The following is a 16,056-nucleotide window of genomic DNA, read 5'->3' on the forward strand; positions in this document are numbered from 1 at the left end:
CACGGAGGTGTGGTGAGCATTTTCGTCTCGGTCGCGGCGTACCGTGACCCGGAGCTGGTGCCGACCGTGCTGGACTGCCTGGCGAAGGCCGACCACCCGGACGAGTTGCGCGTCGTCGTCAACTGGCAGCATCTCGGCGGCGAGGACGTGTCGGCGTTGCAGGCCGATCCCCGGGTCACGGTGCTCGAGTTCGACGCCGGGCGCAGCCGTGGTGTCTGCTGGGCGCGGGCGGAGATCCAGAAGAACTACGTCGACTCCGACTGGTACCTACAGGTGGACAGCCACACCCGGTTCGCACCCGGTTGGGACTCCCGGCTGATCGCGATGGCCGAGCAGACCGGGGTGGCGAAGCCGATCCTGAGCTGCTATCCCCCGACGTACGACCCGGCGGTGGAGTTCACCGGTGGGGGCGAGCCGACTTTGATCTTCCTGAGTGGTTGGACCCATGACGGGCTACCGCAGTTCAAGCACTTCCGCATCCCCGAGTGGCAGGCGGCGACCGCGCCGATCCCGGCGCGCTTCGTGGCCGCCGGTTTCCTCTTCGCCCCGGGGTCGTTCGTCCGCGAGGTGCCCTACGACGGCCGGATCTACTACCAGGGCGAGGAGATCAACCTCGCCACCCGCGCGTTCACCTGGGGGTACGACCTGTTCCACCCGGTGGAGGTGCTGGCCTGGCACTACTACATCCGCGAGAACCAGTTCCGGCACTGGATGGATCACCGCGTCCCCGGCACCGACTACTGGTACGACCTGGACCGGGCCGGCCGCCGCCGGGTGCTCGCCATCCTGCGGTACGCGATGGTCGGCGGGCTCGGCATCGGCCCGGTTCGCCCGATGTCTGCCTACCAGGAGTACGTCGGAGTCGACTTCACGACCTGCACCGCGACCGCGGAGGCACAGGCCGGCACGGTTCCCCGTCCCCCCGCGCTGCTGACCGCGTGACCCGCCCCCGGGACCGAGCCCGTCAGCCGGTACGGCCCGGTCACCTCACTCGCGTACGCACCCGACGGCGCCACCCTGGCCGTCGGGTGCGCGCGACGGAGTCGTCCGACGGAACGCCGTGGACGACTGGTAACGGCCGGGCCAGGGCTCCCCTTGATCCGCCGCCACCGTGGCGGGTCCTGGCGGTCGGTCTTCGGCGGACAGCACGTCCGCGTGATCGAGGCCCGGATCAGCATCACCACCACGACCGGCCACCACGTCGACGACTTCCGGCTGATCACCACCTGCTCGACCGCGCCGCTACCCAGCCGCCGACCTCGTCGCCCGCCACTACCGGCAACTGCTGGACGCCCGGCTGGTGGACGCGATCGGTCTCGACCAGGCCGGCCAACCACGCTTTCGGCTGCACGAGGTCACCAGGCGGTATGCCGGCGAATGCCTGGACCGGCAAATCGAGGCAACCGACTGGACGGAAGCGCTGTCTCGGGTCGCGGCCGCCTGGTTGGCCCTGGCCCGGCACGTTCAGCAGCAGCTTCGCTGCGAGCGGCTGCATCTCGACGATCCCAGCATCCCGGCGGCCCTCGACGCCCCACGGGTGGTCGATCTTGCCCGCCGCAGACCCATCGACTGGTTCGAGTCGGAACGGGAACCCTGACCTCCATCGTCGTCTCGTGCGCCAGGGCAGGGCTCGTTGGCGCGGCCCGCTGCCTGGCCGGATGGGGAGCGGACTTCTGCGCGTTGCGCGCACATCACGAGGGCTGGCACCAGGCTACGCTCGCGGCGCTGGAAACCTGCCGTCGATTCGGCAACCGGCCGGGCGAGGCGGTGATGGCACGAAGCCTCGGCGGCTGCCTCCTGGAGACGGCCACCCCACAGGAGGCGGCGGCTGCCCACGGACGGCGGTCGCTTCACGGTGCGGAGCGGGCAGTGGTGCGGAGCGGGCGGCGGTGCGGGTCGGCACGGCGTGCGCTGGGCGCGCACCGGCTGGTCGTTCGACTGCCGACCTTTCGCGGTTGAACGTGCCAGGACACCGGCCGCCGCAACCATCACCGGGCGTGCCCGCCGCCCGTCGCGCGCCCTGTTCAGCGGGCTCTTCCCGGGCATTGAGGCCCGTGTGACGATGACCAACGCAATCGGTCGACAACGCCGTCTCGTCGGATTCCGATCGCCCGACCCCGCCACGGGCGGCCGACGCGATCAGGAAGGGGACCAACCGTGCCGTCCGATCAGGGGAACGGTGCCACCCGGGCCGGAACGTCGGCGCTCCGACTCCTCCACCGAGACCTCGAACAGGCCCGGCGCGCTCTGACCGGAAGGGTGCGCCGGACTCCGGTCCTCCGCTCCGACCAACTGACCGCCCGCTACGGCGTGCGACTGTGGATGAAGGCCGAGAACCTGCAGCGTGGGGGCTCCTTCAAACTGCGCGGGGCGCTGCTGGCGGTGGATCGCCTGGCCGCTCGGGGCAGTCGGGGCGTGTTGGCGCAGAGCACCGGCAATCACGCCATCGCAGTCGCCCTGGCCGCCCGCAGACACCGACTCCCCGCCGTGCTGGTCGTGCCAACGGACATCTCCGCGGTGAAGGTGCGGCGGATCCGGGAAACGGGTGCCGAGGTGATGTTCGCCGGCACGACGATGGCGGAGCGGGTCGCCGCCGTGCTGCAGTTGCTGGACCGGCACCGCTACGACGTGGTCGACCCGTACGAGGACCCTTCGGTGGTGGTCGGCCAGGGGACCGCGACGGCTGAGCTGATCGAACAGGTCGCCGCTGAAGGGGGTCGGTTGGACGCCGTGGTGGTCCCGATCGGTGGTGGAAGCGCCGTCGCCGGCGCCTGCCTGGCGGCCCATCCCCACGGGGTGGCGGTGGTCGGTGCCGAGCCGGAGGCGGTACCGGCGTTCACCGCAGCGTTGCGCGCCGGAGAACCGGTGTCGGTCGCGGCGTCGTACACCATCGCGGACGGGCTACGTCCCGACCGGATCGGCGACCTGCCCTTCGCGCTTGCCCAGCGCGGGGTGGCCGCAGTGGTGACGGTCGACGAACCGGGCATCGCCGATGCGATGCGCGCGTTGTTCCTGCACGCCGGTCTGACTGTCGAGCCGGCCGCTGCCACGGCGCTGGCCGGCGCGGCGCAGTACGCAGCCGGCCGCGGCGTCGACGTGGGGGTGCTGCTCTCCGGTGGAAACGTCGAACCGGAGCTGCTCGCGTCGCTGCTCAGCGACACCGGCGCGGCGACTCCGGCCGACTCGCCCGCGGGCTACATTCCGTGGGCGGATGTTCCGTGGGGGTCGCACTCATAGGATGGCTATATGCCATTGAAAGGTGACGAATCAGGCGAGATCGTAAGTCTTACGGACTTGTGCAAGGAATTCCCTGATGGGACACGAGCGCTCAGCGGCGTGTCACTCCATGTTCGGCCCGGCGAGGCGGTCGCGGTGATGGGGCCATCCGGTTGCGGCAAGTCGACCCTGCTCAACTTGGTGGCTGGGGTGGACCGTCCCACCTCCGGTTCCGTCGTGGTGCACGATGAGGACCTCAGCCAGTTGAACGAAACCGGCCTCGCTCTCTTCCGGCGTCGGCGGATCGGAATGGTCTTCCAGTTCTTCAACCTGCTCGAAGATCTACCGGCGTTGGACAATGTGGCGCTGGCCGGGCAGCTCGCCGGCGTGCCTACCGCTCAGGCCCGCCAGCGCGCCCGGGAACGACTTACCGAACTCGGCGTCGGCGACCGGGCGGACGCCTACCCGGCGACGCTGAGCGGTGGGGAGCGACAGCGCGTCGCGGTGGCCCGCGCCCTGATGAACGAGCCCGCGCTCCTGCTGGCCGACGAGCCGACCGGGGCTCTCGACAGCGCCTCCGGTGCCCAGGTCGCCGACCTGCTCCTCGCGCTCAACCAGCGTGGCCAGACACTGCTGCTGGTCACCCACGACCAGATGCTCGCCGAGCGGGTGGCCACCCGCGTGGTCGAACTCGCCGACGGTGCGATCATCGGTGAACGGGTGCTGGAGCAAACGGCATGACCGCCACCTGGCGCGCGATCCGAGCGACGGTGCGCCGCCGCCGGGTGCAGACTTTCGTGATCGGTCTGGTGGTACTGGTCTCTGCCGCCACGGCAACGGTCGCGCTGACCCTCATCAGCGCGGCATCCAGACCGTTCGACCGGAGCTTCGACGCACAACACGGCGCGCACCTGGTGCTGGTGCTGGACGCCACCAAGGCCCCGGCAGTTCCGCCGCCAGTGGACCGCTCCGCTGGCGTGCAGGCGGTCGCAGGTCCGTTCCCCCGGGCGGTCCTCAACCTGCCGGCTGACTCCAGCGACGCGGTCGGACTTGGCGCGCTGACCGTGGTCGGCCGCGCCGACCCGGGCGGCCCGGTGGATCGTCTCGACCTGTGGGCCGGCCGGTGGGCCACCGCGCCCGGCGAGATCGTACTCAACGCCGCGCCCTCCGACGCGGAGTCCGGACCGGGCCGGCTCGGTGCGCGGATCGAGGTACCCGGGCGCTCCGCCCTGACCATCGTCGGTCGGGCGTACAGCGTGAGCCAGACCGCCGACGCCTGGGTCCCCCCCGACCAGATCGTCGCGCTCGGGCCGACCACCGCCCAGGTGCTCTATCGATTCGCCGACGCCGACACGCCTGCGGCCGTGGCGGCCCACGCCTCGGCGGTCACCGACGGACTGCCCCAGGGTGCCCTGCTGGGCTCCCAGTCCTGGTTGACGGTCCGGCAGGCGGTCGCCGCCGGCCCCGGCGCCTACATCCCGTTCCTGACCACGTTCGGTCTACTCGGCCTGGCGGTGGCCATTCTCATCATCGGCAACGTCGTCAGCGGGGCCGTGGTGTCCGGCTTCCGGCACATCGGTGTGCTGAAGGCCCTGGGGTTCACGCCGCGCCAGGTCGTGCTGGTCTACCTCAGCATCGCGCTGCTCCCGGCGATGGTCGCCACCGTGCTCGGCACTGGGCTCGGCTACCTCGTGGCACGCTCGGTACTGAGCGACGCCTTCAGCGGGTCGGGGTTCGGCGGAAACGTTGGCGTCGCCTGGTGGGTGCCGGTGGTCGTACTTGTCGCGGTGCCGGCCGTCGTGGTGGTCGCCGCACTGGTGCCCGCCGCGCGCGCGTACCGGCTTTCCGCCGCCGAGGCGATCAGCGCAGGCAGCGCGCCGCGTGCCGGGCGCGGCCTTGGCGTACAGCGCTGGCTCAGCGGCACGCGGTTGCCCCGCGCGGTGAGCCTGGGACTGGGACAGCCGTTCGCCAGGCCGGCACGGACCGCCCTGACCCTGGCCGCCGTGGTGCTCGGCGTGGCCACCGTGGTGCTCGCCGGTGGGCTGGCCGCGACCGTGTCGCGCTACGCGGAGGTCAGCGACGTCAACAACGCCGCCCCGATCGCCATGCGCCCCGGGAACCCGGCCTTCGGACAGGTCGCCCCCGAACTGGACGCCGCCCAGACCGAGGCGCTGCTGCGGGCTCTGCCCGGGGTCGCGCACCTCAGCGTGAGCACGGTCGTGCCGGTGACCATTGCCGGGCAGACCCGCACGATGAGCGGCGGCTTCCTGCGCGGCGACACCGACGCTGGACTGGCGGGAATGATCGTCGAGGGCCGTTGGCTACGCGGCGAGGACGAGATCGTCGTACCGACCGCGGTGCTGAACGAGCGCGGGTTCGGCGTTGGCGAGGACGTCGCACTCCAGTTCGGCGAACGGATCCGAAAGGTGTCGATTGTCGGTGCGACGCTGTCCAGCGGAGTGGGATCGGCTGACTTCTTCGCCGGCTGGCAGACCCTCGACGCGTTGGCACCCGGGTACCAGCTCCCCAGCTCCGACCTCTTCTACCAGATCGAACAAACGCCGGGCACTGACGTGACCGACCTGGTCCGGCGGGTCAACGCGGCCACGCCCGGCCTGTACGCCTGGGACAACCGCGGAACGAACTCCTTCAGCAGCTCGGTCTTGAGCTTGTCGATCACGCTGTCGGTGCTGCTGGGCCTCGTCGCGGCACTCGGCGTCCTCAACACCGTCCTGCTGACCGTCCGGGAACGCCGTCGCGATCTGGGGATCCTGAAGTCGATCGGCATGCGGCCGAGCCAGGTCGTGACGATGACGGTGGTGTCGATGGCAGCGCTGGGCATCTTCGGCGGGCTCCTCGGGACACCGTTGGGCGTGTTGGCCCACCGCCTGATCGTGCCGCTGACCGCCAGGGCAGCGCAGATCGACACCCCGGGGTTCCTCCTGAACGTCTGGAATGTTCCAGTCGTCCTCCTGCTGCCCCTGGCCGGGCTGGTGATCGCGACGATCGGTGCGCTACTGCCGGCACGGTCGGCGGCCCGCCTACCGATCGGGCAGGTGTTGCGCAGTGAGTAGGCCGAGAGCCCTCCCCCGCCGGTCAGAGCGGGGGAAGGGCTGTCGAGCGAGCCGGGAGGCAGCGGGCGGCTTCGGCGGTGATGAACCGCGCCAACCGGGCCACGCCCTCCTCAAGCTGTTCCGGGGAGAGGTAGCTGACCGACAACCGGATGTTGGTCTCACCGCCACCATCCGGATAGAAGTACGACATGGGCGTCCAGATCACACCGAACTCCTCGGCGGATCGGGCAAGCGCGGCCTCGTCCGCCGGGAACGGGACCTCAAGACTGAGGAAGAACCCGCCAGCGGGCGCGTTCCACCGCACACCGAGCGACTCTCGGCGCTCGGCCGGGAACCACCTGTCGAGCAGGCTCAGCGTGCTCGCCATGGCATCGCCGTAGAACCGGGACGACTCCGTGGTGTGGGCGGTCGCGCTTCGCCCGCCCGCCAGCAGCATGCCGCCGACCACCGCCTGGCTCAGCGGTGCGGTATTCAACGTGACCATGCTCTTGATCTTGGCGATCTCCTTGGCCAGCAGGGTGTTCTGCCCGGCGCCGTCGGTGACCGGTTGGTCGGCTACCACGAACCCGACCCGGAGCCCGGGAAAGAAGGTCTTGGAGTACGAGCCGAGCTGCACCACGCGACGCCGATCGTCCATCCTCTTCAGGGTGGGGAGTTGACCGCCCGGGCTGACCAGCCGGTACGGGCTGTCCTCGAGAACGAGGAAGTCGTACCGGGCGGCAAGGTCCAGCAACGCGGCCCGCGCGGCCATCGGGATGGTGTTGCCGGAGGGGTTCGAGTGGTCCGGCACCACGTAGCAGGCGCGTGGTGTACGACCCCGGGCCCGCTCGGTGCGCACCACCGCCTCCACCGTGGCCGGATCGAAGCCGGCTGGCCCTTCCGGCACCGGCACCACTGTGACGCCCAGCAGTCGGGCCACCCCGGTGATGCCCACATAGCACGGGGTGGACACAAGCAGGACGTCGTCGGGGCCGGCGATCAGCGCCCGCACGGTCAACAGCATCGCCTCTTGGGCTCCGGTGGTGACCACCACCGCGTCCGGAGACACCTCGATCCCCTCGTCCAGCCGGAGCGAGTCGGCGATCAGGTCTCGGATGATCCCGCTGGCCGGCCCGTACTGGAGAAGCTGCTCCCGGATCTGCTCGGCCGAGCTACCCCCGGCCTCCAGGTGCGCCAGGTAGCGCCGCACGTGATCGAACATCAGTTCCGGATCGGGAAACAGCGGGCCGAACGGGCGTCCCGGAGCGAAGGACACCGCTCGCGGGAAGTGGGTCGCCACCTCGTTCAGGAAGTTCATGGTGTCCAGCACCGGGTCGCTCAAGCTGGCATGCAGGTCCTGCCTCAGTAGCCCGACCGATGGCCTCGACGCGGCCGGCCCGTGCACCGGTTCGGTCCGAACCGGGCCGTGCGACGGCGACAGCCCTCGTTCCAATAGGAGCTGCGGACCAGCATCGGCGACCGTGGCGGTGCCGCAGAGGAGCATCGCGTCGAGCATCTCGTCCACCAGTATGTCCAGTACCTGCTGGACGCCCTCCTGGTTTCCGACCGCTAGGCCGTGCAGCACCGGACGGCCCACCAGCACGGCGTCCGCTCCCAGCGCGAGCGAGATCAGGATGTCGATACCGCGGCGTACACCACCGTCGAGCAGCACCGGCACGGCACCGGCGACCTCGGCGGCGATGGCGGGCAGGACGTCGACGGTGGCTGGCACACCATCGAGCTGCCGACCACCGTGGTTGGACACCAGCAGACCGCTCACCCCGACGTCGACTGCCCGCCGGGCGTCCGCCGGGTGCAGGATGCCCTTCAACAGGATCGGCAGTGGGCTGATCGAACGCAGCCAACCCACCACCGACCAGTCCAGCCCCGCGTCGAACTCGTCCAACGCGTGGTTACTGGGCGAACGCCCGTCGGTGCCCGCGATGTTGGCTGCGGACACCCCGATCGGCAACCGGAATCCGTTGCGGATGTCCCGCTGCCGACGCCCCAGCCGGGGCGCGTCGACCGTGAGCACCAAGGCGTCGAAACCGGCCTGCACGGCCCGCTCGATCAGCCGACGGGTGGTCGAGCGGTCCCGGAAGCAGTAGACCTGCAACCAGAGCGGCGCGCTGGCGGCCTTGGCGATGTCCTCGAACGAGCGCCCGGCAAACGTGCTCACCACGAACGGTAACCCCGCTGACCCGGCAGCAGCGGCCGTAGCCACCTCACCGTCGGGGTTCACCAGAGTGTGGTAGGCGGTGGGCGCGATGCCCAGCGGCGCGGCCCAGGTACGCCCGAGCACGCGGGTTTCCGCAGTGGGCCGAGCGGACCCGGTCAGCACCCGGGGTACGAGGTGCAGCCGGTCGAAGGCCGCCCGATTCGCCGCGAGGGTACGCTCGTCCCCCGCGGCGCCGGCGATGAAGTCCCAGACCCCGGGCTCCAGTCGCTGCCGGGCGAGACGGGCGAAGTCGGCCAGATCGACGACATCACCTGGAGCTTGCGCCTCGGTCACTCCGCGACCAGACGGTCACGCTCCACGGCCTCGTAGAGCGCTCGGATGTTGCGCGAGCCGAATCCGCGCGATCCACGACGCTGGATGAGTTCATAGAACAGGGTGTTCCGATCGTGGGGCGACCGGGAGAACAGCTGCAACAGATATCCCCACTCGTCCCGATCCGCCAGCACGTTCGCCGCCCGCAGCGCGCCGATCTCGGACGCCATCTCCGGGAACCGCTCGCCCAGCATGTCGTAGTACGACCGTGGCGTGCTCAGGAACGTCACGCCGCGCTCCCTGAACTGCGCGACTGCCGACAGGATGTCGTCGACCAGGAATGCCAGGTGCTGCACTCCGGGTCCACCGTTGCGCTCCAGGAAGGCGTCCAGCTGGCCCGGGTTCCGGGCCAGGTCGGGCGCGACGAGCGTGAACGTGACCCCGCCGGAGGCGCTGCGTACCACCACCGAGTCCATCGCCTGACCACCGACGTCGACGTACTCGCTCGAGAACGGGGTCAGGCCGAGGCCAGCGCCGTAGAAGTCGACGACCCTCTGCAGCGATCCGCCGGCGACGCAGATCGCCACGTGGTCGAGAAGTCGGACGTGCCGGCCCGACTCAGTCGGCGCGCCGGGCTGGCGCGTCCTGACCCGATTCGCCGGCCACCGGCCGAAGTCGGCGGGGACGAGCGTGTGCCGCACCGCGCCGAAGCCGGAGACCACCGGTTGCCCGTCGACGACCGTCACGTCGGCTCCGGCCGCGCGTGCGGCATCACTCGTCGCCGGAACATCGTCACAACTCAGGGCGATGTCGGCGACACCGTCTCCGTGTTCGTTCAGGAACTGCGTCGTTGCCGGCCCGGAGGTGACGACCAGGTCCACCTCGCCCTGGCGAAGCAACGAGGAGGTGTGGCGGTCCGTGACCGACTCCGCGACACGGGTGAAGCCCATGGCCGTCATGAAGTAGTCCTGGACGGCCGGTGAGTCACCGACGTACAGCTCCACATATGCCAGAGACTGGGCGCTCATCGCCAGCCTTCCTCTCGATGTGACTCGGGGCGGTGCCTCACCAGCTCCACTCCCGCTGGTTGAGCAGGTGTTCACCGGTGATGCCGTGCTCCGAGCACCAGGCGAGGAACTCGTCGATCTGCTTGAGCTGGTAGGTGTCCTCGGTGTACGTCGTCGCCATGACGTGCCCCTGCCAGCACTCCTCGCCCATGGCGTAGATGCAGGCCTCGTCGGCGCCGAGTTTCACGGTGATCGCGGCCGCCTGCGCGGCGTTGGAGCCGGACAGCTTGCGGGAGTCGCTCATCTTCTTGCTCACCGGCTTGGTGATCAGGCCCTGGTAGAGCCAGGTGAGTGGGGCGCCGTCGCACTCCATGCCGAGGAAGGCCATGTCGACCTTCCCGACCTTCTCCCGGATGTAGCGGTAGAGAGTGGGGTCGATGCCCGAGGAGTCGGCGCCGACGAAGACGGACGCCCCGGCGAGCCGGACGGCGTACGTGGACTTGCCGCGGATGTCGAGGTCGGCGTGCTCACCGAGGAAGGGTGTCGCCATCACCGTGCCGCCAGGGAACGGGATCTCATCGAAGTCGTCCACCTCGACGACGGGCAGCCCGAGGTGCTTCATGTACAGGCCCATCGACGGGTCGACCAGATTGCCGCGGGAGGTCCGCGGCACCACGACCTTGCCGACCCGCCCCCGCAACTGCAGGAGGGTCTCCAGGACGATGTGGTCCTGGTGGCCGTGCGTGATCAGCACCAGGTCGATGAAGTCGGGCAGGTCGTCAAGGGTGTAGCGGCCGCCCTTGGTGTTGTCCGTGCTGATGAAGGGATCGGTGACGATGGCCGCCTCCGGCGTCTGCAGCACCAGGCACGCGTGGCCGAAGTAGCGGATCCGCCCGCCGCTGGTGATGTGCCGGTCCGGGGACAGGCTCGGCTGGTCGTCGAGCATGGTCTCCAGCAGGGCAGCCTGCTCATCGTCGAGTTCCAGGGCCTCGCGCAACGCGGCGAGCGTGGTGGGCTCGACCCGCGCCCGGACCAGCGCCTCAAGGCCCGGGTGCCGGAACGGGATCGCCAGGTCCAGCACCCCGGGGCGGGGCAGGCGGGGGGTACTGAGGATGAACGGCCGCTCCACACCGTCGTCGAGCGAGATCTGGATCGACTGACGGCGCTCGTCGTAGACCGAGCTGTGGTAGAGCAGCGGTTCGAGGAACCGGACCGACGGTTGGTTGCTGGTGTCGTAGGCCAGCTCGACGAGACCGTGCAGCGCTGCCGGCAGCTTCGGGTACAGCGGGGACAGATCGAAGCCGATGGCGTTCTCCCGAACCAGATCCTCCGCCTCGGCGACAGCGGCGGCGAACTCCAGCATGTCTGCCCGGTCGCGCTTGATCGCATCGACGAGGGTGGCGACCTCGTGGGCGCGGGACTCCTCGATGTTGACGAAGTAGCCACCCCGCAGCTCCGGATTGTTGCTGGCCGCGATATGCACCTGGGGCGAGTGCAGATACGACTCCAGCAGCGGCATCTGCACATTGGCCAGATTCATTGCCGCCTGGGCCGGTGCAACCGTGTACAGCCAGGCGTAGAACCGGTCCACCAGCGGCTCGATGATGACATTGGAGCGGAGGTACTTCTGTTCGCTTTCAGGGTTCATCGCTGTTCCTCCAGCTGGGAGATGGTGCAGCACGACCGGCCGGACGCGCACCAGGGGAAGTATGGGAATTGCCGGAATGGTTCCTCGTTGGCGCGAGCCCTTCTGGCCTGACCAGTCGTCCGGGAAGAGTGAGGGTGGGCGTTTCCCGGCGTCGGCAGCGACAACGCTGCAGCCCACGTCAGGCCATGCGGCGGGAGCGCTGGTCGAGGTCGTCGGCGATCTCACGCCATTCGTCGGCGCACCGACGGGCAACATCGGCCAAAATATAGGTGGCGTGCGGCGGAAGCCCGTCGCTGATGTGCTCCCATTCACCGGGCCGCAGCGCCTTGGAGAGAATCCACCGAAGCAGATCTCGACCAGTCTCGCTGAACCGTAGCGACGGATCAACCCGTAGCCCGTGCAGCATCGCCTCGATGTCTGGTTCGTCGGCCGGGTCGCCGCCTCGGCGCGCCGGACGCACCGGCCGACGCTCGGCTCGCTCGTTGTTGCCGGGGACCGGGTCCTCACCGCGCTCGATCCGCTTGCGGACGTCGCTGGCAGTCGCCGGGGAGATGCCCGCTCGCTTGCCGATCTCACGCAGCGAGGCCATCGGTGACTCTCGGATCACCTCGGCCGCCTTGAGGCGTCCCTCCGCGTTGTCCAACGGGCGTATCCGCCCGTCGCGGCCGACTCGGGACCGCGCCTCGTCGAACGAGTCATCCTCCACCGCGAGTCGTCGGCGCAGGTTGCCCACGAGCCGTGCGCTGATCCCCGCGGCCACCGCGATGGCTCGGTCCGACCAAGCCGGGTGGGACCCCATGATGCGCTCAGCCGCGCTCGTCCGGTCATTGAGCGACAATGGACGGCCGTGGGCGATGTTGGCCTTCACGGCCAGCACGAACGCTTCCCGTTCCGTGCCTTCGAAGAAGCGAACACCGATCGTCTCGTCATTGCGGAGCTTTGCGGCGGCAAGTCGATGCATGCCATCGATGACTCTCATCGTCGCCCGGTGCACAATGATGGGCGGTAGTTTCGCCTCAATACTCGCAAGCACCCGGATATGCTCCGGGTCCTCACCCTCGCTGCGCGGCGAATCCGCAGGTAGAAGGGAGCTCACCGGCACCCGACACGTCGGCGCGACCCCACCTCTCAACAGATCGAGATGCTGAACTGGGGACACACTTTCAGGTATCGAGCCCACGGCTGCGACGGTGAAGAATTGCGACTGATTCAATTGCACTCCCCGTTAGTGCGAAAGGTCGGCAGAATTACCTTTCCCTCTTCCCACCGGCCCGTGCATTGACAAACCTGAATAAAATAGCGTGCCGGTCTATCCTAACCACCGACCGTCGAACGGGTCGAGACGTTTGGCATGGAAGTTCCACTCCGGAGAGAGATCACCTGGTCACACGGGGTGTGCCACCGGCCGATGTATGGGACTCGCCGCTGAAGCCCTGCCAGAGCCTGGTCGTGTTCAGGTGCAGCACAGTGGCAGTTGAACACCGTCTACTCCCACGGCGGACCACGAACATTGATCGAGGGCACGGGCCGATGCCATCGTGTGCACGGCAGATGCGTCAGCAGCGAGCGACCCCGGGGGCGACTGCCTTACGGCGTCGCGACTCTCCGCACCCGGCGCGCCCTCGGCAACCACAGCAGAGGAGCCGCCTCGTGCCCTTCGCAACGAGTAACGGAATCACGCTGTCGTACCAGAGCGGGGGCACCGGCGACCCGGTCCTGCTCATCATGGGATCGTCAGCCGCCGGCCACGTGTGGGCCATGCACCAGACACCGGCGCTACAACAGGCTGGTTACCGAACCGTCACCTTCGACAACCGGGGCGTGTCGCCGTCCTCGGTGCCGCCCGGTGACTACACCCTCGACGAGCTCGCGGCCGACACGCAGGGCCTGATCGAGGCGCTCGACCTCGGTCCGTGCCACATCGTCGGCACCTCGCTCGGCGCCATCGTCACCCAGGCGGTGGCGATCCGCTGGCCGCACCTGGTGCGCTCGGCGGTCCTGATCGCCACCCGCGCCCGCACCGATGTGCTGCGGGCAAGAATGTCCCTTGCCGACAAGGCGTTGCGGGAGAGCGGCCTCGTGCTTCCGGCCTCGTACCGGGCCGTGCGGACGGCGCTGGAGATGCTGTCCCCCGCGACCCTCAACGACGAAGAGGTCATCGCCGGATGGATCGACATCATGGAACTCTCCGGCGGTCAGGACGTCGCCATCGGCCAGGAGGCCGTCATCGACAGTCTCGGCGACCTACGACCCGCCCTGGCTGGTATCACCGCCCCCTGCCGGGCCATCGCCTTCACCGACGACCTGATCTGTCCGCCGCACCTGGTGGCGGAGACGGCGGAGGCCATCCCCGGCTGTGACCTCGTCCAGATCGACGGGTGTGGGCACCTGGGCTACCTGGAACGTCCTGACGAGGTGAATGCCGCGATCCTCGAATTCCTGCAGAAGCACTGATCCCAGCGCCGGCAGAACTCGCCGACCCAGTGCACGGTGCGGTGAGATCGGCCTGATCAGGCTCGTGGAGCCGGCGCCGGACACGTCGACGACCACGCCACCCCAGCCCTTGGGCGTCGCGCCCGGCCGGGCACCCCGACGAAAGGCGGATTGGCATGGCGGAGAACGGTCCCGCCGCATCTTCGACGAAACGACCGGAGGTCCGCTGGCGTACGTTGCGGCGCATCCTGCCGTACGTGCTGAAGTATCGCTGGAGGCTCAGCCTGCTGTTGCTGCTCACGGTCGTGGAGGCGGCGATCGTCGCGGCCGGCCCGGTCATTCTCAAGGCCGTGGTCGACGACGGCATCCTGCCCGGCCGCACCTCGGTCGTACTGTGGCTCTGCGCAGCCGTGGTGGGCCTGGCCCTGGTCGACGCCGCGGTCGCGTACGCCACCGGTCTGCTCACCGGCCGGGTCGGCGAAGGGCTCGTCTACGACCTCCGCACCCAGGTCTTCACCCACGTTCAGAAGCAGTCGGTGGCGTTCTTCACCAGGGCGGAAACGGGTGCACTGATCAGCCGCCTCAACACCGACGTCATCGGTGCCCGACAGGCGGTGACCACTCTGCTGTCCAACGCGGCCAGCACCATTCTCACCCTGGTGTTCGTCATCGGCACCATGATCTACCTGTCGTGGCAACTGGCGCTGCTCTCGCTGGTGCTGATCCCGATCTTCCTGCCGCCCATCCAGCTGCTGGCCCGCCGGATGCAACGACTCACCCGCAGGACCATGCAGCTCGACGCCGAACTCAGCTCGATGATGAGTGAGCGGTTCAACGTCTCGGGAGCGATCCTCACCAAGCTCTTCGGACGGCCCGAGGAGGAGTCACGGCTGTTCGGCGATCGGGCGGCCCGACTGCGCGACGTCCGTGCCGTCACCGTGCTGCAGGCCCGGATGATGGGCATCCTGGTCGCCGTGGTGACGGCGCTGATCACCGCGGTCGTCTACGGCGTCGGTGGCTATCTCACCATCCAGGGCACCGTCCAGATCGGCACCCTGGTCGCGATGGCTGCCCTGCTGAGCAGGTTGTACGGCCCCGTCAACGAGATCTCCGAGATCCACGTCGCAGCGCTCACCACCGCCCTGAGCTTCGAGCGTCTCTTCGAGCTGCTCGACATGCAGCCGCAGGTGCGCGAACGGGAGGCCGCTCGGTCGCTGCCCGTACCACCCGACGGCTCGGCGCCGGACGTACGCTTCGAGGACGTCACCTTCCACTATCCCACGGCGGCCGACATGCCGCTCGGTTCGCTCGAGTCGATCGCGATGCCGGAGCCCGGCCAGCCGGAGGATCGGTTGACCCTGCGAGGGCTGTCGTTCCACGCACCGGCCGGCAAGCTCACCGCGCTGGTGGGCCCCTCGGGCGCCGGCAAGTCGACGATCACGCACCTGGTGCAGCGGCTGTACGACCCGCGCTCCGGGACTGTGTATCTCGGCGGTCAGGACCTGCGTGAGTTGACCCTGCAGTCGGTGCGCGACGCCATCTGCACGGTGAGCCAGGAGGCGCACCTGTTCCACGACACCCTCCGGGCCAATCTCCTGTACGCGAGGCCTGAAGCGACGGAACAGGAGCTGATAGACGCGTGTGTCGCGGCCCAGATCTGGGACACCGTCAAGGTCCTGCCGCACGGTCTGGACACGGTGGTCGGCGAGCACGGCTACCGGTTCTCCGGTGGCGAGAAGCAGCGGCTGGCACTGGCCCGACTGCTGGTGAAGGCCGCCTCGGTCGTCGTGCTCGACGAGGCGACCGCGCACCTGGACTCGGAGTCGGAGCTCGCGATTCAGCACGCCCTGCGCAACGCGCTGGCCGGTCGCACCTCACTGGTGATCGCGCATCGACTGTCGACCATCAGGGAGGCCGACCAGATCCTGGTCATCGACCAGGGCCGGGTCCGGGAGCGGGGCACCCACGAGGAGCTGCTGCTGGCCGGAGGGCTCTACTTCGAGCTGTACCGGACCCAGTTCGCCCAGCGCACCGCGGATGTCCCGGCGACGGCGTAACCGCTGACTCCCCCGATCGGTCCGGGACGGCTGCCGTCCCGGACCGATCTGCTGTCGGGACACCGGGCCGGGCTACCGGCCACTGGTGTGCGGTGGGGCGTCACCCGAGGCGGCAGGTCCGCCCGGACGGGTCCACGTCGACCGCGCTGGC

11 protein-coding genes are annotated in these 16,056 nt (G+C 69.2%); 7 read left to right on the forward strand and 4 right to left on the reverse strand.

Annotated elements, in window-relative coordinates; all coding sequences use genetic code 11:
- The first annotated feature begins 12 nt into the window (after positions 1-12).
- The 5 genes from ACQP1S_RS20750 to ACQP1S_RS20770 all read left to right on the forward strand — a co-directional run bounded on the left by ACQP1S_RS20750 (position 13) and on the right by ACQP1S_RS20770 (position 6,290).
- Positions 13-942, forward strand: coding sequence for a GlcNAc-transferase family protein (locus tag ACQP1S_RS20750; protein ID WP_432898048.1), 930 nt, complete (start codon positions 13-15; stop codon positions 940-942).
- Positions 943-1,300: 358 nt separating this feature from the next.
- Positions 1,301-1,597, forward strand: coding sequence for a hypothetical protein (locus ACQP1S_RS20755; RefSeq protein ID WP_432898051.1), 297 nt, complete (start codon positions 1,301-1,303; stop codon positions 1,595-1,597).
- Positions 1,598-2,259: 662 nt separating this feature from the next.
- Complete coding sequence (locus ACQP1S_RS20760) at positions 2,260-3,237, forward strand: threonine ammonia-lyase (protein ID WP_432898054.1); 978 nt, start codon at positions 2,260-2,262, stop codon at positions 3,235-3,237.
- A gap of 9 nt (positions 3,238-3,246) precedes the next feature.
- Complete coding sequence (locus ACQP1S_RS20765; RefSeq protein WP_432898057.1) at positions 3,247-3,957, forward strand: ABC transporter ATP-binding protein; 711 nt, start codon at positions 3,247-3,249, stop codon at positions 3,955-3,957.
- The gene (locus tag ACQP1S_RS20770; protein WP_432898061.1) at positions 3,954-6,290 is read left to right on the forward strand and encodes an FtsX-like permease family protein; all 2,337 of its coding nucleotides are present in this window, start codon (positions 3,954-3,956) and stop codon (positions 6,288-6,290) included. The genes ACQP1S_RS20765 and ACQP1S_RS20770 overlap by 4 nt, the downstream gene beginning before the upstream one ends.
- Positions 6,291-6,312: 22 nt before the next feature.
- On the opposite strand, the gene ACQP1S_RS20775 is transcribed toward ACQP1S_RS20770, so the two are convergent.
- The 4 genes from ACQP1S_RS20775 to ACQP1S_RS20790 form a co-directional block, all read right to left on the reverse strand.
- The gene (locus ACQP1S_RS20775; RefSeq protein ID WP_432898064.1) at positions 6,313-8,781 is read right to left on the reverse strand and encodes an aminotransferase class I/II-fold pyridoxal phosphate-dependent enzyme; all 2,469 of its coding nucleotides are present in this window, start codon (positions 8,779-8,781) and stop codon (positions 6,313-6,315) included.
- Entirely contained in the window at positions 8,778-9,788 is a 1,011-nt protein-coding gene (gene hppD / locus ACQP1S_RS20780) for a 4-hydroxyphenylpyruvate dioxygenase (RefSeq protein WP_432898067.1), read from the reverse strand. The genes ACQP1S_RS20775 and hppD overlap by 4 nt, the downstream gene beginning before the upstream one ends.
- Positions 9,789-9,825: 37 nt before the next feature.
- Positions 9,826-11,415 (reverse strand): MBL fold metallo-hydrolase, encoded by a 1,590-nt coding sequence (locus ACQP1S_RS20785; RefSeq protein ID WP_432898070.1) that lies wholly within the window; start codon positions 11,413-11,415, stop codon positions 9,826-9,828.
- Between the two features lie 178 nt (positions 11,416-11,593).
- The gene (locus ACQP1S_RS20790; protein WP_342670790.1) at positions 11,594-12,634 is read right to left on the reverse strand and encodes a ParB/RepB/Spo0J family partition protein; all 1,041 of its coding nucleotides are present in this window, start codon (positions 12,632-12,634) and stop codon (positions 11,594-11,596) included.
- 431 nt (positions 12,635-13,065) lie between these two features.
- Here ACQP1S_RS20790 and ACQP1S_RS20795 point away from each other — a divergent pair, with 431 nt between their 5' ends.
- Positions 13,066-13,869 carry an alpha/beta fold hydrolase gene (locus tag ACQP1S_RS20795; RefSeq protein ID WP_432898073.1) on the forward strand — a complete coding sequence of 268 codons (804 nt, stop codon included), beginning with the start codon at positions 13,066-13,068 and terminating at the stop codon, positions 13,867-13,869.
- A gap of 155 nt (positions 13,870-14,024) precedes the next feature.
- Positions 14,025-15,905 (forward strand): ABC transporter ATP-binding protein, encoded by a 1,881-nt coding sequence (locus tag ACQP1S_RS20800; protein ID WP_432898076.1) that lies wholly within the window; start codon positions 14,025-14,027, stop codon positions 15,903-15,905.
- Positions 15,906-16,056: the final 151 nt, after the last annotated feature.

It is taken from the genome of Micromonospora matsumotoense (assembly GCF_050951065.1).
Classification (GTDB): Bacteria; Actinomycetota; Actinomycetes; order Mycobacteriales; family Micromonosporaceae; genus Micromonospora; species Micromonospora matsumotoensis.